The 22880-nt window shown below is 54.2% G+C and carries 25 protein-coding genes and 4 pseudogenes; 13 read left to right on the top strand and 16 right to left on the bottom strand.

What is annotated here, in order from left to right:
* Positions 1 to 61: 61 nt before the first annotated feature.
* The 4 genes and pseudogenes from pdxR (at position 62) to ACWWJF_RS12130 (ending at position 2845) form a co-directional block, all read left to right on the top strand.
* Positions 62 to 1548: pseudogene (gene pdxR, locus ACWWJF_RS12145) on the top strand (MocR-like pyridoxine biosynthesis transcription factor PdxR).
* A 107-nt stretch (positions 1549 to 1655) separates the two neighbouring features.
* The gene (locus ACWWJF_RS12140) at positions 1656 to 2033 is read left to right on the top strand and encodes a rhodanese-like domain-containing protein (protein ID WP_455869583.1); all 378 of its coding nucleotides are present in this window, start codon (positions 1656 to 1658) and stop codon (positions 2031 to 2033) included.
* Between the two features lie 258 nt (positions 2034 to 2291).
* Positions 2292 to 2528: a type II toxin-antitoxin system CcdA family antitoxin gene (locus ACWWJF_RS12135; protein ID WP_455869582.1), complete on the top strand. Its 237-nt coding sequence runs from the start codon at positions 2292 to 2294 to the stop codon at positions 2526 to 2528.
* Between the two features lie 2 nt (positions 2529 to 2530).
* Complete coding sequence (locus ACWWJF_RS12130; protein WP_455869581.1) at positions 2531 to 2845, top strand: CcdB family protein; 315 nt, start codon at positions 2531 to 2533, stop codon at positions 2843 to 2845.
* On the opposite strand, the pseudogene ACWWJF_RS12125 reads toward ACWWJF_RS12130, so the two are convergent.
* Positions 2842 to 3048: pseudogene (locus ACWWJF_RS12125) on the bottom strand (MobC family replication-relaxation protein); the annotation flags it as partial. The gene ACWWJF_RS12130 and the pseudogene ACWWJF_RS12125 overlap by 4 nt on opposite strands.
* Positions 3049 to 3107: 59 nt before the next feature.
* Here ACWWJF_RS12125 and ACWWJF_RS12120 point away from each other — a divergent pair.
* Positions 3108 to 3952, top strand: a protein-coding gene (locus tag ACWWJF_RS12120; RefSeq protein ID WP_455869580.1) for an IS5 family transposase whose coding sequence is annotated in 2 segments (ribosomal slippage) — positions 3108 to 3453 and positions 3453 to 3952 — 846 coding nt in all. Because the reading frame shifts where the segments join, the coding sequence is not laid out codon by codon here.
* Between the two features lie 10 nt (positions 3953 to 3962).
* Here ACWWJF_RS12120 and yjgA read toward each other — a convergent pair.
* The gene (yjgA, locus tag ACWWJF_RS12115) at positions 3963 to 4517 is read right to left on the bottom strand and encodes a ribosome biogenesis factor YjgA (protein WP_440866854.1); all 555 of its coding nucleotides are present in this window, start codon (positions 4515 to 4517) and stop codon (positions 3963 to 3965) included.
* Positions 4518 to 4716: 199 nt separating this feature from the next.
* Between yjgA and pmbA the strand changes: the two genes are divergently transcribed.
* The gene (gene pmbA, locus ACWWJF_RS12110) at positions 4717 to 6057 is read left to right on the top strand and encodes a metalloprotease PmbA (RefSeq protein WP_455869579.1); all 1341 of its coding nucleotides are present in this window, start codon (positions 4717 to 4719) and stop codon (positions 6055 to 6057) included.
* A gap of 44 nt (positions 6058 to 6101) precedes the next feature.
* Here pmbA and rnk read toward each other — a convergent pair.
* The 12 genes and pseudogenes from rnk to ACWWJF_RS12050 form a co-directional block, all read right to left on the bottom strand.
* Positions 6102 to 6510, bottom strand: a pseudogene (gene rnk / locus ACWWJF_RS12105) (nucleoside diphosphate kinase regulator).
* A gap of 288 nt (positions 6511 to 6798) precedes the next feature.
* On the bottom strand, positions 6799 to 7071 hold the full coding sequence (npr, locus tag ACWWJF_RS12100; RefSeq protein ID WP_252319828.1) for a PTS phosphocarrier protein NPr: 273 nt from the start codon (positions 7069 to 7071) through the stop codon (positions 6799 to 6801).
* The gene (rapZ, locus tag ACWWJF_RS12095) at positions 7071 to 7922 is read right to left on the bottom strand and encodes an RNase adapter RapZ (protein ID WP_455869578.1); all 852 of its coding nucleotides are present in this window, start codon (positions 7920 to 7922) and stop codon (positions 7071 to 7073) included. Before rapZ ends, npr begins: the two co-directional genes overlap by 1 nt.
* A gap of 115 nt (positions 7923 to 8037) precedes the next feature.
* A complete protein-coding gene (gene ptsN, locus ACWWJF_RS12090; RefSeq protein WP_455869577.1) occupies positions 8038 to 8511 on the bottom strand; it encodes a PTS IIA-like nitrogen regulatory protein PtsN in 474 nt (157 codons plus the stop codon).
* Between the two features lie 90 nt (positions 8512 to 8601).
* Complete coding sequence (gene hpf, locus ACWWJF_RS12085) at positions 8602 to 8889, bottom strand: ribosome hibernation promoting factor (RefSeq protein WP_195314275.1); 288 nt, start codon at positions 8887 to 8889, stop codon at positions 8602 to 8604.
* A 23-nt stretch (positions 8890 to 8912) separates the two neighbouring features.
* Positions 8913 to 10346, bottom strand: a complete 1434-nt coding sequence (rpoN, locus tag ACWWJF_RS12080; protein ID WP_455871057.1) for an RNA polymerase factor sigma-54 — start codon at positions 10344 to 10346, stop codon at positions 8913 to 8915.
* A gap of 51 nt (positions 10347 to 10397) precedes the next feature.
* Positions 10398 to 11123 carry an LPS export ABC transporter ATP-binding protein gene (gene lptB, locus ACWWJF_RS12075; RefSeq protein WP_455869576.1) on the bottom strand — a complete coding sequence of 242 codons (726 nt, stop codon included), beginning with the start codon at positions 11121 to 11123 and terminating at the stop codon, positions 10398 to 10400.
* Between the two features lie 3 nt (positions 11124 to 11126).
* Positions 11127 to 11705: a lipopolysaccharide ABC transporter substrate-binding protein LptA gene (gene lptA / locus ACWWJF_RS12070; RefSeq protein WP_455869575.1), complete on the bottom strand. Its 579-nt coding sequence runs from the start codon at positions 11703 to 11705 to the stop codon at positions 11127 to 11129.
* Entirely contained in the window at positions 11686 to 12252 is a 567-nt protein-coding gene (lptC, locus tag ACWWJF_RS12065) for an LPS export ABC transporter periplasmic protein LptC (protein WP_455869574.1), read from the bottom strand. The genes lptA and lptC overlap by 20 nt, the downstream gene beginning before the upstream one ends.
* A gap of 112 nt (positions 12253 to 12364) precedes the next feature.
* Positions 12365 to 12931 (bottom strand): 3-deoxy-manno-octulosonate-8-phosphatase KdsC, encoded by a 567-nt coding sequence (gene kdsC, locus ACWWJF_RS12060; protein ID WP_455869573.1) that lies wholly within the window; start codon positions 12929 to 12931, stop codon positions 12365 to 12367.
* A gap of 66 nt (positions 12932 to 12997) precedes the next feature.
* Complete coding sequence (kdsD, locus tag ACWWJF_RS12055) at positions 12998 to 13984, bottom strand: arabinose-5-phosphate isomerase KdsD (protein ID WP_455869572.1); 987 nt, start codon at positions 13982 to 13984, stop codon at positions 12998 to 13000.
* A 51-nt stretch (positions 13985 to 14035) separates the two neighbouring features.
* Positions 14036 to 15006: pseudogene (locus ACWWJF_RS12050) on the bottom strand (calcium/sodium antiporter).
* Between the two features lie 303 nt (positions 15007 to 15309).
* Between ACWWJF_RS12050 and mlaF the strand changes: the two are divergent.
* The 7 genes from mlaF to murA all read left to right on the top strand — a co-directional run bounded on the left by mlaF (position 15310) and on the right by murA (position 20132).
* Complete coding sequence (mlaF, locus tag ACWWJF_RS12045; protein ID WP_455869571.1) at positions 15310 to 16122, top strand: phospholipid ABC transporter ATP-binding protein MlaF; 813 nt, start codon at positions 15310 to 15312, stop codon at positions 16120 to 16122.
* A gap of 7 nt (positions 16123 to 16129) precedes the next feature.
* A complete protein-coding gene (mlaE, locus tag ACWWJF_RS12040; RefSeq protein ID WP_455869570.1) occupies positions 16130 to 16912 on the top strand; it encodes a lipid asymmetry maintenance ABC transporter permease subunit MlaE in 783 nt (260 codons plus the stop codon).
* A 4-nt stretch (positions 16913 to 16916) separates the two neighbouring features.
* A complete protein-coding gene (mlaD, locus tag ACWWJF_RS12035) occupies positions 16917 to 17483 on the top strand; it encodes an outer membrane lipid asymmetry maintenance protein MlaD (protein WP_455869569.1) in 567 nt (188 codons plus the stop codon).
* 16 nt (positions 17484 to 17499) lie between these two features.
* Entirely contained in the window at positions 17500 to 18132 is a 633-nt protein-coding gene (gene mlaC / locus ACWWJF_RS12030; RefSeq protein WP_455869568.1) for a phospholipid-binding protein MlaC, read from the top strand.
* The gene (mlaB, locus tag ACWWJF_RS12025) at positions 18125 to 18418 is read left to right on the top strand and encodes a lipid asymmetry maintenance protein MlaB (protein ID WP_455869567.1); all 294 of its coding nucleotides are present in this window, start codon (positions 18125 to 18127) and stop codon (positions 18416 to 18418) included. Before mlaC ends, mlaB begins: the two co-directional genes overlap by 8 nt.
* A gap of 142 nt (positions 18419 to 18560) precedes the next feature.
* Positions 18561 to 18815: a BolA family iron metabolism protein IbaG gene (gene ibaG, locus ACWWJF_RS12020; protein WP_455869566.1), complete on the top strand. Its 255-nt coding sequence runs from the start codon at positions 18561 to 18563 to the stop codon at positions 18813 to 18815.
* Positions 18816 to 18866: 51 nt separating this feature from the next.
* A complete protein-coding gene (murA, locus tag ACWWJF_RS12015) occupies positions 18867 to 20132 on the top strand; it encodes a UDP-N-acetylglucosamine 1-carboxyvinyltransferase (RefSeq protein ID WP_455869565.1) in 1266 nt (421 codons plus the stop codon).
* Positions 20133 to 20178: 46 nt separating this feature from the next.
* Here the strand turns inward: murA and degS are convergent, their stop codons facing one another.
* Positions 20179 to 21273, bottom strand: a complete 1095-nt coding sequence (gene degS, locus ACWWJF_RS12010) for an outer membrane-stress sensor serine endopeptidase DegS (RefSeq protein WP_455869564.1) — start codon at positions 21271 to 21273, stop codon at positions 20179 to 20181.
* 102 nt (positions 21274 to 21375) lie between these two features.
* Positions 21376 to 22746 (bottom strand): serine endoprotease DegQ, encoded by a 1371-nt coding sequence (degQ, locus tag ACWWJF_RS12005; RefSeq protein ID WP_455869563.1) that lies wholly within the window; start codon positions 22744 to 22746, stop codon positions 21376 to 21378.
* Between the last annotated feature and the right edge of the window lie 134 nt (positions 22747 to 22880).

Here is a 22880-nt window from a genome sequence, read left to right as displayed (position 1 = left end):
TATTTATAGCGCTAAAATGGCCTGATTCACCCAGCCAATTAATCGAAGAGATACAGACCAATTGTTCAAACATGCTCAGCTTGAGTCGGTCAAAGCCTGGATCGGCGATCCGGCACAGCGCGCCCTGCCGCTGCACGTGCGCATACAGCGGGCATCCTTGATGGCATGTTGGATGTGGGCAAGCCATTACCCGCATCGCGCGCATTAGCAACATCGCTGGGCGTTTCCCGAGACACCATCGAATCGGCTTACGGGCAGTTGCACGCGGAAGGTTTTATTGAGCGGCGTGTGGGCAGTGGCAGCTTTGTGTCAGAACGGGCACGGCGTTTGCCTGGTCGTGGCAAACCTCGGCGCGCGGAGGAGGATAGCGAGACACCGCGCCTGAGCCAGCGTGGTAGCGCCATGTTTCAGGGCGGCGGGGTGCGCGATTTTCTTATCTCCCGCCCTTTTGCTCCAGGCGTGCCGGAAACACGCAGTTTTCCACTCGCCATCTGGGAACGTCTGGAACGGCAGATACTGAAAGAATATGGCAAGCAGGCATTGCTGCACAGCCCACCGCAGGGCATGGAACCTCTGCGTCGGGCCATTGCCAATCACGTTAATCTGGAGCGCGGCGCGCGTGCAGCGCCCGAGCGGGTGCTGATACTGAACAGTTCCCAGCAGGCATTGACGTTGTGTGCCCAGGTATTGCTTGAGGTGGGCGATAAAATCCTCCTCGAAGACCCGGCCTATCACGGCGCGCGCAAAGCGTTCGATGCAGCGGGCCTCATCAGCGTGCCAGTACCGCTGGATGCCGATGGGGTAAGAGTGGACCAGCTGTTTACCGCCGCTGCCGCTTCGGAAACCTCGCCCAGAGCGGTGTTTCTGACGCCGTCACACCAGTTTCCTTCCGGTGCAACGCTGTCTCTGGACAGACGGCTGGCCGTCATTGAGTGGGCCAGACAACACCACAGCTGGATTATCGAAGACGATTATGACAGTGAGTTCCACTATGCGGGCAAGCCCACCGCCTGCGTACAGGGGCTGGACCTGCACGAGCGCACGATCTATATCGGTACCTTCACGAAATCACTGTTTCCCGGCCTGCGTATCGGCTATATGGTGCTGCCGCCGTCACTGGTGGCTCCCATGACCGTGGCCCGCACCCTGCTGGACGGCCACAGAGCCCCCATCCCCCAACTCACACTGGCGCGCTTTATCGAAGATGGCCACTTTGGTGCCCATGTGCGCACCATGCGCCTGCTGTATGCCGAGCGTCGAAATGTGTTGGCGCGGCTGGTGCGACAGCATCTGGCGGATGTTGTGGATCCATTAGTACCCAGCGGCGGCATGCAGATGCCCTGCGTGTTTATCCGCGATATTCCCGAACGAGAGGCGGTTGAGTGCGCCCGTCAGGCGGGTGTTGACCTGCTCGGACTCTCGACACTCTCCGCCTTGCATCAACACCACACCGGCTTTCTGATGGGATTCGCCGCCCACACTCCTTATGAACTGGAGATTGCAGTGAAGACGTTGGCAAGCGTCCTCAAAAAAACTTCATATGCATGAAAAACAATTGAATTTACCGCATTAACAGACCTGCTATTTTCCTGCTTACGGCAAGGACATCTATCCACGCTCGTTGCGCTACATCACGTCATCAAAAGGGGGAAAATATGTCCATCACTGAGCAAATCAACTACTACCAGCAAAAATTGACGTTCGAAATTGACGCCGCCGATCTGCACGCGGCGCGCCAGCAAGGCAGGAACCTGGTGGTGGACGATGGTCGGCAACACAGCTATTATCAGATCGAACATATTCCCGGTGCCGTCAATCTGCCTCATCGTTCACTCTCGTTTGACACCACCACGGCATTGGACAAATCGGCGCTCTACATTTGCTACTGCGACGGTATTGGCTGCAATGGCTCAACGCAAACCGCGCTTAAGTTGTTAATGCTGGGGTTCGAAGTCAAAGAACTGATTGGCGGGCTGGACTGGTGGAAACGGGATGGCTACCCCACAGAAGGCAGTCAGGGGCAGGCAGAGTAATGGATGTTTCAATTTCTCTGCGAATATTCCGGACATAATATGCCCGGAATATTCGCAGGCTGCGTGGGCGGGCGGCAAAGAGCCCGCGCATCCCGCAAACGTCATGATTACACCAGTGATTGCTGTTGATAACGGAACAGGTATGACGACTGGCTGTTAAATGTGAAAGACTGCAACGGTAGCAGGACCTGTTTTTGGTGCTATGATAAGTGCATCAAGTCGTGCAGATTGCACGTATCTCATGACGGGAGAGAAACCATGACCGCGAAACAACGCAACACGCAGAGCGTGACCATGACGGTAGAACGAGCCTTACTGATCCGGGCGCGTGAGGCAGGCATTAACCTGAGTGCGACCCTGACCGCGGCCCTGGATGCCGAGCTTCGCCACCATGAAGCCAAAAAATGGCAGGAAGAGAACAGGGAGGCCATCGACGTATTAAATCGTTTCCATGATGAGCATGGCTGTTTCAGTGATGAATACCGGACATTTTAACCATGCAATTCACCGTATACGGAAACACCGGTAAAAGCGCTGTTTACCCTCTGCTGCTTGATGTCACAAGCGATATTATTGGACAACTGAACCGCCGGATTGTGATCCCGCTGTTGCCTGTTGACAGGTATCCGGCAGGACACCACCCGAATCGTCTTGTCCCTGTTGTCAGACTGACTGACGGTCAGGAATACGCGGTCATGACCCACGAACTGGCGAGTGTCCCTGTCCGCGCGCTGGGGGCGGTGTTCTGCGATGCGTCGCAGTTCCGCACTCAGGTGAAGGCCGCCATAGATTTCCTCATTGACGGCATTTAGTTGTGGCTGCCGGGAGCCTGTTCCAGTTCGGCTATCGCGCAGAACAGAAACATTTCGCGGTTTTCCGCATCAAACGAAACGGGAACGTTGTTCCTCGTCACCGTCCTGATGCTGTCAAACAGTCCGCCGGGAGACACGCTGGTTTTATCGTCCGGCATAACATATTTGGCATAGTGCCAGCGCCAGGCGTCGCTGACTGCTAGGCTGTGTCCCTTAATCCCATGAGTTATGCTAACTGTTTGTTTATAAATCATTTTTAACTATGGTTCGCTACGACCTTCCCGATGAAGCATGGGCTATCATCCAGCCCTTACTCCCTGCTGAACCAGCAACACCACAGGCCGGACGCCCATGGGCTGAGCATCGCATGATTATCAATGGCATGTTCTGGGGGCTGTGCTCTGGTGCCCCATGGCGTGATTTACCTGAGCGATACGGCCCATGGAAAACCGTTTATAACCGCTTTAACCGATGGTCAAAATCGGGAGTCATTAACATTATTTTTAATAAGTTACTTTCATCACTTGATGCCCATGGCCTCGTGGACTGGTCAGCGACTGCGCTGGATGGTAGCAATATCAGGGCGCTGAAATGTGCTGCCGGTGCTCAAAAAAACATCCCGATATCACCGGAGATAATGGGCTGGGTCGCTCTCGAGGTGGTTTTGGCACCAAAATCCATATGGCTACAGACGGAAGTGGTCTTCCGTTAAACATCGTGTTGAGCCCCGGTCAGGCTCATGAAAGTCAGTTTGCACTACGTCTTTTGGACGGTATTGATATTCAACGCCAGAACGGCAGTATGAAACGCCGTGGTCATGCGGTACTCGCTGACAAGGCGTACTCCGGGCATGTATTACGTAACGAGCTGAAAAACAGAGGTATAAAAACTATCATCCCCCGAAAATCCACTGAAAAAATGGCGGTGGATGGTCGTTCAAAGCTCGATCGTGACGCCTACCGCAATCAGAACGTTGTTGAGCGGTGCTTTGGCCGTCTTAAAGAATACCGTCGCATTGCGACACGTTACGACAAAACGGCGAGGAATTATCTGGCAATGTTGGAACTGGGCTGCATCCGCCTGTTTTACCAGAGTTTATGTAATTAAGGGACACAGCCTAGGCCTGATCTTCGGCCAGTTCGCGCAGATACTGGAAAATTTGACGGTAAGATTTGGGCGGCTTGTTAGCGGCTTTTTCTTTCTGCGCATTGCGCACCAGTGAGCGCAACTGCTGGCGGTCGGCGGCCGGGTAGAGCCCGAGGATATCCGGGATGGCATCATCCCCTTCCTCAATCAGTCTGTCGCGCAGTTGTTCCAGTTTGTGAAACAGAGCGACCTGCTGGTTGTGACGGTTCTTCAGCTTATCCAGTGCGATTTGAATCGGTTCTGGATCGCGGGCACGCAGCATCTTACCGATCAGTTGCACCTGACGGCGGCGGCCTTCTTTTTTGATACGTTGCGCCAGCTCAACCGCAGCACGCAGATCGTCATCCAGCGGGATGCGCTCCAGCGCATTTTTACCGAGCTCAATCAGCTCCACGCCAAGATCTTTCAGTGCTTCTGCATCGCGTTTGATTTCACTTTTACTGACCCAGATGATCTCATCGTCTTCATCATCTTCGGCGTGCGGGTCCGGTACGTCGTCCAGCCACTCTTCAGGGTGTTTGTTCATCATCTCTTTCCGTAACAGTTCGGGCATGTGACGCGGTTAACGCCATAAAAAAGACGCCGATCCTAACAGGTTTGTGCTTTTTGCGAAATTATCCTGATATCCTGTTAGACTCAAGCATACACCTTTAGGCGCAGAAGAGGGGCAAGGCAGACGCCATTTTCCGGCTTCTGAACGGCTTTTAACTCAGTATGGCAGAACGATGACAATAATCACTCAGGTTGCAGAACAGCGTAAAGCATTGGAGCAGGCAGTCGCACAGGCGTTGGAGCTGGCGCACGCCGCTTCAGATGCGGCAGAGGTGGCCATTTCCAAAACCACAGGGATCAGCGTCAGCACGCGCTACGGCGAGGTTGAAAATGTGGAATTCAACAGCGATGGCGCGTTGGGAATTACCGTATACCACCAGCAGCGTAAAGGCAGTGCGTCATCGACCGACTTGAGCCCGGAGGCCATCGCCCGCACCGTGCAGGCTGCACTGGATATTGCCCGTTATACTTCGCCCGATCCTTTTTCTGGCCCGGCAGAACAAGAACTGCTGGCATTTGACGCTCCCGATCTCGACCTGTTTCATCCTGCTGCCTTGGATGCGGAAAAGGGTATTGAGCTGGCTGCGCGCGCCGAGCAGGCGGCGCTGAAAGCCGATACGCGCATTACCAATACCGAAGGGGGCAGCTTCAACAGCCACTACGGTATCAAAGTGTTTGGCAACAGCCACGGCATGCTGCAAAGCTATTTGTCGAGCCGCCACTCTATGTCGAGCTGTGTGATTGCCGAAGTGAACGGCGATATGGAGCGCGATTACGCTTACACCGTAGGGCGCGCGCTGGACGATCTGCAAAGTCCGGAATGGGTCGGCGAAGAGTGCGCTCGCCGCACGCTCTCACGTTTATCACCGCGCAAGTTGCCGACCATGGAAGCACCAGTGATGTTTGCCGCCGAAGTGGCTACCGGCCTGTTCGGCCACTTGGTGGGGGCGATCAGCGGCGGCAACGTGTACCGTAAATCGACTTTCCTGCTCGATAAGCTGGGCCAACAGATCCTGCCGGACTGGCTCACCATCGAAGAGCTGCCGCATTTGCGTAAAGGGCTGGCGTCTACCCCGTTCGACAGTGAAGGGGTACGTACCGCGCAGCGTGACATCGTTAAAGACGGCGTGCTGCAAACCTGGCTGTTGACCAGCTATGCAGCGCGTAAACTTGGTATGAAGAGCACTGGCCATGCCGGCGGCATTCACAACTGGCGTATTGCGGGTCAGGGGCTTAATTTCCAACAGATGCTCAAGCAGATGGATAAAGGCCTGCTGGTGACCGAACTGATGGGGCAGGGTGTGAGTGCGGTCACGGGCGATTACTCGCGCGGTGCGTCAGGCTTCTGGGTGGAAAATGGCGAGATTCAGTATCCGGTGAGTGAAATCACTATTGCCGGTAACCTGAAAACCATGCTGCGCGATATGGTGACGTTGGGCGATGATATTGAAACCCGCAGCAATATCCAGTGCGGTTCGGCACTGCTGCCTGGCATGAAGATCGCCGGGATATAATCAGGCAACATGACTGCCCTGAAATCAGGGCAGTGGGCGCGAGCTTAGCGATGATATTCGCCAGCGGCCTCAGGCTGATAGAGCAATTCCAGCACTTCCACGCGAGTTTCCGTTCCGTTATGCAACTGCCAGTTAATGGTATTCCCAACGCGCAGACCCAGCAGGGCTGCGCCGAGCGGCGCCATCACAGAAAGTTGTTCCTTGCTGTCCTGCATGGCGGCAGGATAAACCAGTGTTCGGGTGTGCTCTTCGTTAGTGTTTAAATCGCGAAAGCGTACCCGACTGTTCATGGTGACGACATCTGACGGGATGTCCTCTGAAGGCAAGATCTCGGCACGATCCAGCTCCTCATTCAACGCTTGTGCAATCGGTGTGCCTGCACGCAGGTTGTTTCAACAGCCGATCCAGGCGTTCCGCATCCAGTTCGCTAATAGTCAGGTTAGGTTTCGTCATACTCCTCTCCAATAGGTTGGTAAAACATAACCCTTGATAAAACGCATAGCGGTAACAAACAACGTTACGTCATGGCAATAAGATCAAGGTTCATAGGGATATAAGCACGTGCTGCATATATGAAAAAACAATATCAAGAGAAAAAGTCTACCGCATTTATAAAGCAACACCCCCGCGCCAGCGACGCGGGGGTGTTGATAAAAATGAGAGATAACTTGTCACGAAGTTATACCATAAGGTAGCGTTATTACCTATGGCATTGTCGATTTTTGGGATTATTGTCGCGTGTTATTCTTCATCAAACCCGGCTTCGAATAACTCAACCACCGCAGCCAGTGCGGCGGCCTCATCTGCGCCGCTGGCTTCCACTTCAATGTGTTTACCCTGGGCAGAATCCAGCATGATCATGGCGATCACGCTGCTGGCCTCCGCCTCAACGCCGCTTTCGTTACGCAGCATCACTTCGGCATCAAAGCTTTGCACCAGTTCAAACAGTTTCATCGCCGGGCGAGCGTGCATGCCTAGCTTATTCTTGACGATGACGGTGTGTTTGACGGTCATTATTTACGTTTTTCCAGCGTGCGGTGGCGGGACTGTACGTTTTTGCCGCGCGAGCGAAAATAGTCTGCCAGTTGCTCAGCCACATAGACGGAACGGTGTTTGCCGCCGGTACAGCCAATGGCTACCGTCAGGTAGCTGCGGTTGTTGGTTTCCAGCATTGGCAGCCACAGTTCCAGATAGCTGCGCGTCTGGTAAATAAAATTGTGCACTTCCGTATGGCGGTCGAGGAACGCGGCAACTGGCTTGTCCAGCCCGGTCATCGGACGCAATTTCGGGTCCCAGTGAGGGTTAGGTAGGAAGCGCACATCAAACACGTAATCCGCATCGATGGGAATGCCGTGCTTGTAACCAAAGGATTCGAACACCATGGCCAGCTCACGCTCGCGTTTTCCCAACAGCCGAGTACGCAGCATTTCCGCCAGTTCATGCACTGACATTTCAGAGGTATCAATGATCAGATCGGCACGAGAGCGCAACGGTTCCAGCAGGTCGTTCTCTTCATCGATGGCGCTTTCCAGCGAAAGATTTTTGCTGGAAAGGGGGTGCAGACGGCGCGTGTCGCTGTAACGGCGAATCAGCGTATTACGATCGGCATCCAGAAACAGCAGTTGCGGCGCAAAACTGGGCGGCAACTGATCCATGGCGTGCTCGAAGATTTCCGGCGATTCTGGCATGTTGCGCACGTCTATACTGACCGCTGCCGAGATATCACGTTGTGCCAGCGTGTTTGCCAGTTCCGGCAGCAACACCACGGGCAGGTTGTCCACGCAATAAAAGCCCATATCTTCCAGGGCGCGCAGGGCCACAGATTTTCCTGAACCTGAGCGACCACTGACAATCATCAGCACCATCCGACGACTTCCCTCCGGCTATAGCCTTCTTTTGTTACACCCTGACCGAGTGATTCATCTGTATGACGCACATCGTAGCGCGAATGTCTGAATGTCGCTCGCTTTCTACCGGGGATTAATCCCCTTCAATCATAATTTGGTAAAGCTCTTCGTCACTCTGTGCTGCCCGTAAACGCCGACACACACTTTTGTCAGCCAGACGTTTGGCGACAAGCGACAGCGTATGTAGATGGGTTTTACATTGTTCTGCGGGAACCAGCAAGGCAAAAAGCAAGTCTACGCCTTGATTATCAATAGCATCAAAAGATATTGGCTGTTCAAGCTGGATAAAGACTCCGGTGGCGCCCAAGGCGTTATCATCACCGAGTTTTCCGTGGGGGATTGCGATACCGCAGCCAATACCGGTACTGCCCATTCTCTCGCGCGTCAGCAATGCCTCGAAGATCAGCGGAGTCGGAAGGTTTAGCTGTCTGGCTGCCAATTCGCTGATGATTTCCAACGCCCGTTTCTTGCTTTGGCAATGAACGGTGCTGCGGGTGCACTCTTGGCGTAATACCGCGCTGAGTTGCAAAATGGGATCGTTATTCATGGTGTGTTCACTTAACGGCCCGCTCATCTCTTCACGCCTCTGACGTTGTGCCAGAGGCGTATTACCTGCGCCCGGAGGCGGAGATGACGATCAGTGCTGTTTGAGTTTGTCCTTGTGTTTATTTAACTGACGCGCCAGTTTGTCGATCAACAGATCGATGGCGGCATACATGTCTTCAGATTCGGATGTGGCATGCAGCTCACCGCCATTAACGAACAGAGTAGCATCGGCAATTTGCTCCACTTTCTCCACCTTGAGCACCACGTTGATCTGGTTGATACGATCAAAGTATTGCTCCAGCTTGGCAAATTTTGTGTTAACGAACTCGCGTAATGCGGGTGTGATCTCGATGTGGTGTCCGGTGATATTCAGCTGCATAGCGTCTTCCTTCTCTGTAGAAATCAAACCAACTGCTTACGCTGGTTTGACGGCGGGATGGATAAAGACTCTCGGTACTTTGCGACGGTACGCCGCGCGACAATGATCCCCTGATCGGAGAGCTGCGTTGTCAGCTTGCTATCGCTCAAGGGCTTGCCGGGGTTTTCCGCCGCGATCAATTTTTTCACCAGCGCCCGAATAGCAGTGGATGATGCCTCACCGCCGCTGTCGGTATTTACATGGCTGGAGAAGAAATATTTTAGTTCGAAAATGCCACGTGGGCTGTGAAGAAATTTCTGTGTTGTGACGCGTGAGATGGTGGATTCATGCATATCCACAGCCTGAGCGATATCCGCCAGCACCATGGGTTTCATAAACTCTTCACCTTTCTCAAAGAAATCCTGCTGTTGTTCCACAATGCAGCGCGTGACCTTAAGCAGCGTATCGTTGCGGCTCTCCAGACTTTTTATCAGCCAGCGCGCCTCTTGCAGGTGGCTGCGGATAAACTGGCTGTCACTGTCGTTACGCGCGCTGTGGCCGAGCGCGGCATACTGCTGGTTGACTTGCAGACGCGGCACGCTGTCGGTGTTGAGTTCCACCACCCAGCGGTCTTGATGCTTGCGCACCAGCACGTCGGGGATCACATACTCCGACTCGCCGGTATTGATCGATTGGCCCGGACGCGGGTCGAGTGACTGAATCAGTGCCAGCGCCTCTTTCAGCGCATCCTCTTTAATACGGCTGGCGCGGATCAGCGTGCGAAAATCATGGTTGGCCAGCAAATCGAGGTATTCATTGACGATAAGCTTGGCTTCCGCCAGCCACGGGGTTTCGGGGGCAAACTGAGACAGCTGGATTTGCAAGCAATCGCGCAAATCACGCGCTGCCACGCCGACCGGATCAAAACGTTGCACACGTTTTAACACCGCCTCCACTTCCTCAATCGTCACGTCATCGTCGCCGATGCTCTCGATAATGTCTTCCAGCGGAACGGTCAGATAGCCGGTGGTGTCCACCGCATCGACAATCGACGTAGCAATAGCCGCATCGGTATCGGAAAACGGCGTCAACTCTACCTGCCACATCAGGTAATCCTGCAAGGTTTGCGTAGTTTCACCCTGATAGACAGGCAGCTCTTCGTCGCGGTAATCGGTGCAGGTTCCCGAGGGCGTGCCTGCGGAGTAGATTTCATCCCAGGTGGCGTCCAGCGGCAGCTCTTCCGGCATATCTTTTTGCTCAAGGGCGTCGCGCGTATCCAGTGATTCGCTGTTGCTCGTTTCCTGAGCATCGATTTCATCGTGGCTATCGGTTTGTTCAAGCAGAGGGTTGCTTTCCAGCGCTTGTTGGATCTCTTGCTGGAGTTCAAGCGTAGACAACTTCAGCAGACGGATCGCCTGCTGAAGTTGTGGCGTCATGGCCAGTTGTTGACTTAGCCTGAGTTGCAAACCTTGCTTCATAACTCGTGTCACTTTCCCTTAAATAGAACGCCCATTGCAAACGTTACAGTATCAAAGTCGGAAGCCTTCGCCCAGATAGACGCGTTTCACCTGCTCATCCTCCAGAATTTCGCTGGGTGAACCGTGGGAAATAAGCTGCCCCTGACTGACGATATAGGCGCGTTCGCACACATCCAACGTTTCACGCACGTTGTGATCGGTAATCAGCACGCCCAGGCCGCTGTCGCGCAGGTGCTCAATGATTTTTTTTATGTCGAGCACTGAAATCGGATCGACACCGGCAAAGGGTTCATCCAGCAAAATAAATTTGGGATTGGCCGCCAGTGCGCGAGCGATCTCTACGCGACGACGTTCGCCGCCAGACAAGGATTGTCCCAGACTATCGCGTAAATGAATAATATGGAATTCTTCCATTAACTCATTGGCGCGATCGTCCTGCTGCTCCGGCGTCAGGTCTTTGCGAATCTGCAAGACTGCCATCAGGTTGTCATAGACGCTCAAACGGCGAAAGATCGAGGTTTCCTGCGGCAAATAGCCGATGCCGCGGCGCGCGCGTTCGTGCAAAGGCAGCAAGCTTATCTCTTCATCATCAATCACGATCCGCCCTGAATCGCGCTGGACAATGCCGACAACCATATAAAATGTCGTGGTTTTTCCCGCACCATTCGGCCCGAGCAACCCGACGATTTCACCGGAGTTGACCGTTAAACTTACGTTTTCGACCACGCGACGTCCCTTGTAGGCCTTCGCCAGGTTTTCTGCGATTAATGTTGCCATAGGTTATTCAGTTGCCTGTGGTTGCTGCTTGTCTTTTTGAGACGAGGGAGCGGCGGCCTTGCCGTTCTTTTCCTGTAGCTGTGAGGGCACCAGCACAGTGGTTACTCGCCCGCCTTTATCACCCACCGCCTCCATCTGTTGCTGTTTCACCAGATAGGTGATGCGATCGCCTTTCACGTTGCTATCCAGTTGTTCCAGATACGCGTTACCCGTCAGCGTGATCCTATCCTGCGCCAGTTCATAGCGCACTTTCTGTGCGCGGCCTTTCACCGGCTTGCCATTGTCTTGCATCTGGTAAAAGGTGACCGGATTACCAAAGGCTTCAATCACTTCCTGGCCCTGCGATCCCTGTGGGCGCGTGACCACGACTTTATCGGCCTTCACATCAATGGTGCCTTGTTTGACCGTAACATTGCCGGTAAACGTGACGGTATTGCCCTGCATGTCCAATGACTGCTGCGCGGAATCAATGTGAATCGGCTGACTGGTGTCTCCTGTCACAGCAAGGGCAGGTAGGCTTGCTGCTAACAGGGCGCTGGCAATGGCCTCGTGACGCCAGGCATTATTGGTGTTGAATTTCATAAGAGGTTTTTACCTTTTCAATCAATTCGGCAGTTTTGTTACGCAAATTACCGCGCATTTTCATCCCATTCGAGAGGAAACTGGCTCCGTACAGTGTCACCTCATCATCGGAGGCGATGTCCTGTGTCACCAGGTTAACTTGCGCATTATCGGTTTTTATCTGCCGTAATTGTGAGTCATTGGTCAGACTGTTAACTTCCACATGCCCGTATAAGAACAACATTTTATCTTTGGTCAGCTTGGCGCGGTCAGCTTGCACCGACCAGGTGGCGATACCCTGTTCGTTAAACAGCGTAGCGACAGACGCGGTAAACCAGGTGAGCTGTTCCGCGTTAAAGTACTCCACTCTCTGCGCCACGAGTTGATAGTTCAGGCCACCCTGCGGGTTAAACACGCGCGTGGTGGTTTCATCGCTGGTGTAGGTCGGCACCGCATTATCCTGGGTTTCCGTTTGTGGCGCGCTGTCCTGATCCGTCAGGTTCCAGCCAATCAGAATCAATACAATGAGCGCCAATAGCGCGGTTAGCCAACGCTTCGTCTTATTCATAATAAAAACGTACTCATGGTCATCGCAAACTTATGCCGTGGCAAACTCATGTTGTAACAAACTTGTACCCCGACAAGCGGGCGGCGATAGCCCCCTTGCCGTGACGATACCTTCATATCGATAGCCCTTTGGCGTCGTCCAGCTTGCCCTGTGCCAGCAGGATAAGGTCGCACAGTTCGCGTACCGCACCGCACCCACCAGCAATTTTGGTCACGTAGTCTGCCTTAGGCAGCAGCAGAGGGTGTGCATCTGCCACGGCGACGCTAAGGCCTATCAGTGCCATCACCGGCCAGTCAATCAAATCGTCACCAATATAGGCAACCTGATCGGCGTTAAGCGACAGTGTATCTAACAGTTCACGGAAGGCCAAAACCTTATCTGACTGTCCCTGATAAAGATGGGTGATACCCAGCGTGCGGCAGCGGTCTTCCACCAGCGGCGCAGAGCGCCCGGTAATTATGGCGACTTCAATGCCGGACGTTAGCAGACAGCGAATACCATAACCATCGCGTACGTTAAACGCCTTCAGTTCTTCCCCTTGATTGCCCATGTAGATAAGGCCGTCGGAGAGCACGCCGTCAACATCGCAAATCAGCAATTTGATGGCTTGCGCCTTTTCCAATACCCGATCCGCGACGGGGCCGTAGCAGGTGGTAGTTTGCGCTTGGGGGTTATTCATAAACACATATCCTTGATGTCACCCTTCTTTCTTTAGGGAGCGCCAGAAAGACGATCCCGTTGACTATCACACCACGCCAGCGCGCAGCATATCATGCATATGGACGATACCGACCAGTCGATCGGATTGTGCCACCAGCAGCGACGTAATATGGCGCGACTGCATCAGATTCAGCGCATCCACCGCCAACGTATTGGGGGTGACCCGAATACCGCCTGCGGTCATCAGATCGGCGATACGCGCATCATTGAGGTTGATCTGCATATCGAAGATGCGGCGCAGGTCACCGTCGGTGAAGATGCCTTCGATCATCATGTCCGGCGTGCAAATCACGGTCATACCGAAACTCTTGCGGGTGATCTCCACCAGCGCATCACGCAACGACGCGTCTCGGGTAACGTGGGGGATCTCGTCTCCGGTATGCATGATATCCGCAACGCGCAGCAGAAGTTTGCGGCCCAGTGCGCCGCCGGGGTGAGAAAGGGCAAAATCTTCTGCGGTGAAACCCCGCGCCTGTAACAAGGCAACGGCAAGCGCATCGCCCATCACCAGTGTGGCCGTGGTGCTGGAAGTGGGAGCGAGCCCTAACGGACAGGCTTCCTGTGGCACATGGACACAGAGATGAATATCGGCGGCTTTACCCATGGTGCTTTCCGGGTTGCTGGTGATGCAAATCAGAAATACGCCCAGACGTTTGAGCACCGGGATCAGTGCCAGAATTTCATTGGACTCACCCGAGTTGGATATGGCGATCACGATATCTTGTGCGGTGATCATGCCTAGGTCACCGTGGCTGGCCTCGCCGGGATGGACAAAAAACGAGGGGGTGCCGGTGCTGGCGAAAGTCGCCGCCATCTTGCACCCGATGTGCCCGGATTTACCCATTCCCATTACCACCACTTTGCCCTGGCAATGGAACATGGTGCGACAAGCGCGGGTGAAGTTGTCATCGATATAATGGTCCAGATGGGCCAACCCGTCGCGTTCGATGGCGAGCACGTGTCGGCCCGCCTGTTGAAAATCAAAATCGGGCTGTTGTTCAACGTTGGACATAACGGTTAATCCTGACTATTTGAGTTTTCCAAGAAAACGGGTCGTGCGCCGCTAATACAGCAAAAACAGCGTCGCAAGGTAAGCAATAAACATACACAGTAACAGCGCGCCAGCACCTTGTCCGATAGAGCGCTTTTTGCGCAGACAGAGCAGCGTCAGCAGCAGGCTCGCTCCCAGCATCACGCCGTAATCGCGTTGAAATGCCAGTGGGTTCACCGCACCGGGTGACAGCAGCGCCGGAACACCAAGCACGATAACCAGATTGAAGACGTTCGACCCAATCAGGTTACCAAGCGCGATATCATCCTCTTTTTTCAGCATGCCGACGATGGCGGTAGCCAGTTCCGGCAGGCTGGTGCCAATCGCCAGCACTGTCGCCCGATGGTCAACTCATCAAAGGCGAAATGACGTGCAATCACCGTTGCATTGTCAATAACGATACGCGCCGCCATCGGCAGAATAATCAATCCCAGCAGCAACCAGAGGACGGCAACCGTCTGGTTACCGTCAGCCTGTGACTGCGGCAGTTCCGCCAATTGTTCGCGTGTCAGGCTGTCACTGCCGTTCTGTTGCGCCTGACGCGCCATGCGCAGCATTAGCACGATCCAGGCACCCGCCGCCGCGAGCAGCATGACGCCATCAAGCCGACTTAGATAGCCATTGTAAAGCACACCGCCGCTGAACAGCGTGATCAACAGCATGGGGAGCAGTTCACGCCGCAGCAGATCGGAGCGAAAGGTTAAGGGGCGAATAAGGGCAGCACTGCCGAGGATTAGCATGATATTGGCGATATTCGAACCTAATACGTTACCGACCGCCATGTCCATTTGCTGGTTCAGACCCGCTGTTACCGACACCGCCAATTCTGGCAGTGACGTGCCGATGTCAACAATCATCACGCCGATAATCAAAGGAGAAACGCCCCACACACGGGCAAGAACGGCTGCGCCATAAACCAAACGGTCAGCACCATAAACCAAGAGAAACAGGCCAATAACCAGCAGAACTATCGCAAAAAGCATGCAGCGTCCTTTATTCGGGTATAATCACCGGCTCATAAGGCAATGAAGCGGTGCGCGGACGAATGTCGAGCAAAAATTGCGTTGCATCGTAGAGGGGTAATTTTGACTGTCTGGGCAGAAAAAGTAAAACCTATGGCAGCCAGAACCCGCCCTTTTCGGTAAGAATTGTCGGTAATATTTTGTAAAACTCGGGCTTTTTCTGAAACCTGCCGTTAAGCTTGATAGGAAATGCAACGGTTGTTGCACGTCATGGACGTATAACAGCGACGATCGTCAAGGGGAGTGAGTGAAGGAAAAGATCGCATGAACCAAGATGCTACTCATCTGGTTGAAATTCGTGGGCTCAATTTTTCGCGTGGCGAGCGGCCCATTTTCACCGATGTTTCGTTAACCGTACCCAAAGGGAAAGTCACCGCTATCATGGGGCCCTCCGGTATCGGTAAAACCACATTGCTGCGCCTGATTGGCGGTCAGCTTCAACCGGACAGCGGCGAGATCTGGTTTGACGGAGAGAATATTCCAACGCTCTCCCGTTCCCGATTGTATGACGTGCGTAAGAAGATGAGCATGTTGTTCCAATCTGGCGCGTTGTTCACCGATCTTACGGTGTTTGAGAACGTGGCCTGGCCACTGCGGGAACACACCCAACTGCCCGAAACGCTGTTACGCAGCACGGTGCTGATGAAACTGGAAGCGGTCGGGTTACGCGGTGCGGCTAATCTGATGCCTTCAGAGCTTTCTGGAGGGATGGCTCGCCGTGCCGCACTGGCCCGTGCCATCGCGCTCGATCCACAGATGATCATGTTCGACGAACCCTTTGTCGGTCAGGATCCGATCACCATGGGCGTGTTGGTTAAGCTTATCGATGAACTGAATCATGCGCTGGGTATCACCTGCGTTGTGGTCTCCCATGACGTGCCGGAAGTGCTGAGCATCGCGGATTATGCCTACATCGTGGCGGATCAGCATATCGTTGCGCACGGTTCGGTGGAGGCGCTGCGTGCGAATACCGATCCTCGGGTACGGCAATTTATTGACGGCATTGCCGATGGTCCCGTGCCATTTCGCTTTCCTGCTGGTGACTACAAAACCAGCCTGTTAGGCTCCGGGAGTTAATCAATTCATGCTACGAGAAGCATTGGCGTCGTTGGGACGTCAGGGAATCCGGTCCTGTGCTGCCTTTGGCCGTGCCGGGTTCATGTTATTTAATGCGCTGGTGGGCCGTCCCGAACTGCGCAAGCAAGGCCCGCTGTTGCTCAAGCAACTGCACAGCGTTGGGGTTCAGTCACTGTTGATCATCCTGGTGCCTGGTCTCTTTATCGGTATGGTGTTGGGGCTGCAAGGGTATATCGTGCTGACCACCTACAGCGCCGAGGCCAGTTTGGGCATGATGGTGGCGCTCTCTTTGTTGCGCGAACTGGGGCCGGTGGTCACCGCGCTGTTGTTTGCTGGCCGCGCTGGCTCGGCCCTGACGGCGGAAATCGGCCTGATGAAAGCCACCGAACAGCTCTCCAGTATGGAGATGATGGCGGTAGACCCGCTGCGGCGCGTGGTGGCCCCCCGTTTCTGGGCGGGACTTATCAGCATGCCGATGTTGACGATCATCTTTGTGGCGGTCGGCATCTGGGGCGGCGCGTTGGTTGGGGTGAGTTGGGAGGGCATCGATGATTGCTTCTTTTGGTCAGCGATGCAGGGCGCCGTAGAGTGGCGCAAGGATCTGCTGAACTGTGTGATCAAAAGTGTGGTATTTGCGATTACCGTGACCTGGATTGCGTTGTTCAATGGCTATGATGCGATCCCAACCTCTGAGGGGATCAGCCGGGCGACGACGCGCACGGTAGTGCATTCGTCATTGGCGGTATTGGGATTGGATTTTGTGCTGACAGCACTGATGTTTGGGAACTGAGTCGATGCAAACAAAGCGAAGTGAAATCTGGGTTGGCGTATTCCTGTTGATCGCCCTGGGCGCCATTATTTTTCTCTGTTTGAAAGTCGCCGATGTGAAGTCTATCGACAGCGAACAGACCTACCGGTTGTACGCCACGTTTGACAATATCGGCGGCCTGAAAGCGCGTTCTCCGATAAAAGTCGGTGGCGTGGTGATTGGTCGCGTTGCTGATATTTCGTTGGATACCAAAACCTATTTGCCGCACGTTGCCATGGATATCCAACGCCGGTACGACCATATTCCTGACACCAGTTCGCTGGCGATCCGCACCTACGGGCTGTTGGGCGAACAGTATCTGGCGCTGAATATCGGCTTCGAAGATGAAGAAATGGGCACCAAGATCCTCGCCGATGGCGGTGTGATTCAGGACACCAAATCTGCCATGGTGCTGGAAGACTTAATCGGACAATTCCTCTATAAGAGCGGGAGAGATAGCGCCGACAATACGGGAAAAACGGAATCTGTGCCGCAAAACGAACCGGCATTGACGCCAGCGCCGTCTGCTCCTGCGCCGGGCGCAGCACAATAATCAAGAGGACATCTGCATGTTAAAACGTTTACTGATGGTGGCACTGCTGGTCGTGGCACATCTCGCCAGCGCGGCGGATCAAACCAATCCTTATCGTTTGATGAACGATGCGGCGGAGAAGACCTTTACGCGTCTGAAAACGGAACAACCACGCATCAAGCAGGATCCGAACTACTTGCCTCAAATCGTGCAAGAAGAGCTGCTGCCGTATGTTCAGATTCGCTATGCAGGGGCGCTGGTGCTGGGCCGCTACTACAAAGAAGCGACGCCGGCGCAGCGTGATGCCTATTTCAAGGCGTTCGAAGCCTATTTAGCGCAAGCCTACGGTCAGGCGCTGGCGCTGTATCATGGACAGAACTATCAGATTGCGCCGGAACAGCCGCTGGGCAGCGCTGATATCATTCCTATCCGTGTGACCATTATCGATAACGGTGGACGCCCACCGGTGCGTTTGGATTTTCAATGGCGTAAAAACAGCCAGACCGGTAACTGGCAGGCTTACGACATGATTGCTGAAGGGGTGAGCATGATCACCACCAAGCAAAACGAATGGGCAGCTATTTTGCGTCAACAGGGTGTTGATGGGTTAACCAAGCAGTTGGAAGCTTCCGCTCGTCAGCCGATTACGCTGGAGCAGAAGAATGGCTGAGGCACTGCGCTGGACGTCGCAAGACTCGACGCTGGCGCTGTCCGGCGATTTGGATCGCGATTCCCTGCTGCCGTTTTGGCAGCAGCGTGAGACCTTATTGAAGGGCAAGCAGGCGCTGGATATCGCTGCGCTGGAGCGAGTGGATTCCGCCGGGTTGGCGCTGTTGGTGCATCTCTATCAACAGCAGATCCGTTCAACGCCATCCTTCGTGATTTCTGGTGCCAGTGAGCGGGTAAAAACGTTGATTGCGCTGTATAACCTCAACGATATTATCCCTGTCGTTTGATTTTTTTCTTTACCTTTCCCGCGTATAGATGAAAACAGCCCTCTTAGCTTACGCCAAGAGGGATTTCTTTGTTTAAGAAAACGGCGTATTCATCTAAGATACACGGCTGATAATCCTCCCCCTGAATACAGAATTGAGAGCGATGGAAAATAACGAGATCGAAGAGGTGCTGATGAAGGCACTCGCACTGCAAGAAGTCCACGTAACGGGCGATGGCAGCCACTTTCAGGTCGTCGCCGTGGGGGATATTTTTGCTGGTATGCGTCGTGTCAAACAGCAGCAGACCGTATACGCGCCCTTGATTGAGTACATTGCGGATAACCGCATTCATGCGCTTTCCATCAAGGCCTATACACCGGAAGAATGGCAGCGCGATCGCAAGCTGAACGGCTTTTAAGCGAGAGCAGTGCGCCCTGGAATACATTTAGCAAGCTGAGAACCTTTAACTATGGACAACTTTCGTGTGCAGGGTCCTACCCGGCTCACTGGTGAAGTCACTATCTCCGGGGCGAAAAATGCCGCCCTGCCCATCCTGTTTGCGGCCCTGTTGGCGGAAGCGCCAGTAGAAATCCAAAATGTTCCCAAGCTGCGTGATATCGATACCACGATGAAGCTGCTTAGCCAGTTAGGTGCTCACGTGACGCGCAACGGTTCGGTGCATGTGGATGCCCGCGACGTTAACGTATTTTGCGCTCCTTACGATCTGGTGAAAACCATGCGCGCTTCTATCTGGGCGTTGGGGCCGCTGGTCGCGCGTTTCGGTCAGGGGCAGGTTTCACTGCCTGGCGGCTGCGCGATTGGCGCACGTCCGGTCGATCTGCACATTACCGGATTGGAGCAGCTGGGTGCCAAGATCGTGCTGGAAGAGGGATATGTTAAAGCCACGGTTGACGGGCGTTTACTGGGCGCGCATATCGTCATGGATAAAGTCAGCGTCGGTGCAACTGTCACCATCATGACGGCGGCAACGCTGGCGGAAGGCACCACCATTATCGAAAACGCCGCGCGCGAGCCGGAAATTGTTGATACGGCGGGCTTCCTGAACGCAATGGGTGCCAAAATCACAGGCGCCGGCAGCGACAAGATCGTTATCGAAGGCGTCGAGCGTCTGGGTGGCGGCGTTTATCGCGTGCTGCCGGACCGTATCGAAACCGGCACGTTCCTGGTGGCCGCTGCCGTCTCTCGTGGCAGCATTGTGTGCCGCAACACGCGTCCGGATACGCTGGATGCCGTGCTGGCAAAATTGCGTGATGCAGGCGCAGATATCGAAGTGGGTGAGGACTGGATCAGCCTGGATATGCATGGCAAACGCCCGAAAGCGGTTACCGTGCGTACCTCTCCGCATCCCGGCTTCCCGACCGATATGCAAGCGCAGTTCAGCCTGCTGAATCTGGTGGCAGAAGGCACCGGTGTTATCACCGAAACCATCTTCGAAAACCGCTTTATGCACGTACCGGAACTGATTCGCATGGGCGCGCAGGCAGAGATTGAGAGTAACACCGTGATCTGCCACGGCGTTGATACGCTTTCTGGCGCTCAGGTAATGGCGACCGATCTGCGAGCATCAGCCAGTCTGGTGCTGGCGGGGTGTATCGCGGAAGGTACAACCCTCGTTGATCGTATCTATCACATCGATCGCGGCTACGAACGCATTGAAGATAAACTGCGTGGGCTGGGTGCGAACATCGAACGTGTGAGTGGCAACGACGCGTAATCCCGTTTCAGTATGAGCAGCCGCGGTGCTGCTCATACTGGTAACGTTAGCTCTCAGGAAACTTCTGAATCGTCACCGACAGCGTCATCTCCTGGTCGCCACGGCGAATGGCTACTGGAACGGCGGTACCGGGGCGAATTTCAGCCACCTGATCCATGGTTTCGATAACTGAGACGGCGGGCTTGCCGTTCATGGTTAGCAACACGTCACCTTTTTTCATGCCGCCTTTATCCGCGGGACCACCGGGTTCGACATTCATCACGATCACGCCTTGCAACCGTTTATTGCCGTCCAGCGTGCTATTGGGTGACAACCCTTCCGCCTGCGCGCCGTTAATGCCGATATAGCCGCGAATCACACGACCATCACGAATCAGTTTTCCCATCACCTTGGTCGCCAGTGCTACCGGAATGGCGAAACCAATGCCCTCCGGCGTTTCTCCGTCGCTGCCTTTATCAAAGGTCAGTGTATTGATGCCGACCAGTTCACCCAGCGTGTTGACCAACGCACCGCCAGAGTTACCGTGGTTGATGGAGGCATCGGTTTGCAAGAAATTCTGACGCCCGCCAAAGCCGGAACCAGAGCCGTCCATCAAACTCAACCCCACGCGGCCGGTGGCGCTGATAATGCCCTGGGTAACGGTTTGCCCCAGGTTGTAAGGGTTGCCGATAGCCAGCACCACATCACCGATGTGCGCAGTGCGTTTTTCGTTGATGGTGATAACCGGTAGGTTGGCGGCTTCCACTTTCACCACCGCCAGATCGGTCAGCTTGTCGGTGCCAATCACGCTGGCCTCATAGACGCGGCCATCCTGTAACGAGATAACCAACTGCGCGATATTGTTTATCACGTGATTATTGGTCAGCACGTAGCCCTTTTCACTCATGATCACGCCAGATCCGAGCAGGCGAATATTCAGTTCCCCGTTGTTCTCGCTGCTTGATTCTCGGCTATAGACGTTAACCACCGAAGGCGCTGCGCGGCGAACGGCCTGATTGTAGCTAAGCGGCACATCCTCACTCTGGATACTGGGTGAGCGGGAAAACAGTGCGGTATTTGACCGTAGCAACGGCATGATCGCGAGCAGAATTCCCGCCACGATCGCGCCAATAATGGCGGAGCGAAAGAGTTTTGCGAGCATAAAACATACAGGGAAGTGGATAGGTAAGCGGAGGATAACATGAGTTTACCGGACACGGCATGTACCGTGTCCGATTTTATAGTATTGATACAATATATTGTATTAGCGTAGCAGCAGGTAAATCGTTTCTTCGCCACGCACCACGTTCAGCGCCAGCACGCTGGGTTTGCTTTCCAGAATTTTGCGCAGTTGGGTGATGTTTTCTACCCGTTCACGATTAACGCCGACAATTATATCGCCTTTCTGCAAGCCCACCTGTGCCGCCGGTGTGTCTTTGGTGACGTCTTCGATTTGTACCCCTTTACTGCCATCCTTCGCCTGACCATTGGAAAGCGATGCGCCCTGCAAGGCCGGAGACAGGCTCTCAGCGCTGGTGGCGGCAGAGGTGTTATTATCGAGAACCACGGAGAGTTCCAGCAGTTTTCCTTCACGCAACAGGCCAATTTTCACCGTTTTACCGGGCGCGGTGGTGCCGATTTTGGCACGCAGTTCAGCAAAGCTGTTGATCGGTTTGCCGTCCAGTGATGTCAGCACATCACCGGCCTTGATACCCGCCTTGGCGGCCGCGGATTTTTGCAATACCTCGCTGACGAAGGCACCACGTTGCGCTTCCACCTTGAAAGCTTTCGCCATGTCGGCGGTCATTTCGCTGCCTTTGATGCCTAACAGACCGCGTTTCACTTCACCGAACTCGATAAGTTGCTGCGCCAGGTTTTGCGCCATGTTGCTGGGAATGGCAAACCCGATACCGATGTTACCGCCGCCCGGTGCCAGGATCGCGGTGTTGATTCCAATCAGCTCACCGTTGAGGTTAACCAGCGCGCCGCCGGAGTTACCGCGGTTAATAGAGGCATCGGTCTGGATAAAGTTTTCTAACCCTTCCAGATTCAGGCCGCTGCGACCTAGCGCGGAGATAATGCCTGAGGTGGCCGTTTGGCCCAGACCAAACGGGTTACCCACGGCGACGGCGAAATCTCCGACGCGCAGTTGGTCAGAATCCGCCATTTTAACTTCTTGCAGATTCTTGGCATCGTTCAGTTGCAGCAGGGCGATGTCGCTTTGTTCATCGCGACCCAGCAGTTTGGCGTCATATTCCCGGCCGTCATTCAATTGCACGCGAATTTTATCGGCGTTGTTGATGACATGGTTATTGGTCAGTACATACCCTTTGGTCGCATCGATAATCACGCCTGAACCGAGGCCTTCAAACGGGCGACTGTTCTGCTTGCCGGACGGTGCATTCGGACCAAAGAAGAACTTAAACTCCTCCGGTACGCGTTGGCGCTGCGTTTGCGTACCTTCCACATGCACGCTGACCACCGCCGGTATCACTTTTTCTAACATTGGTGCCAGACTGGGTAACTGTTGACCTTCCACCACGGCGGGCAGGGCGGCTTGTGCGGCAGGAAGCGATGACAATGCCAGGCTCATGCTTACTGCCAGTGCGCTGAATAATAATGATTTTTTCTTCATTTGAATTATCTCTCACAACCTGCGAACCATCGACAGCGTGTCGATCATGAATAAAATGATGATATATAAACTTAAACGGCTGGTGAAGAGTCGACCAGCGAATAACGTGTAAAGTTCACTGTTCTTTCGTCAAG

It is taken from the genome of Symbiopectobacterium sp. Eva_TO, from assembly GCF_053848865.1.
This window is presented reverse-complemented; position numbering and strand designations above follow the sequence as displayed.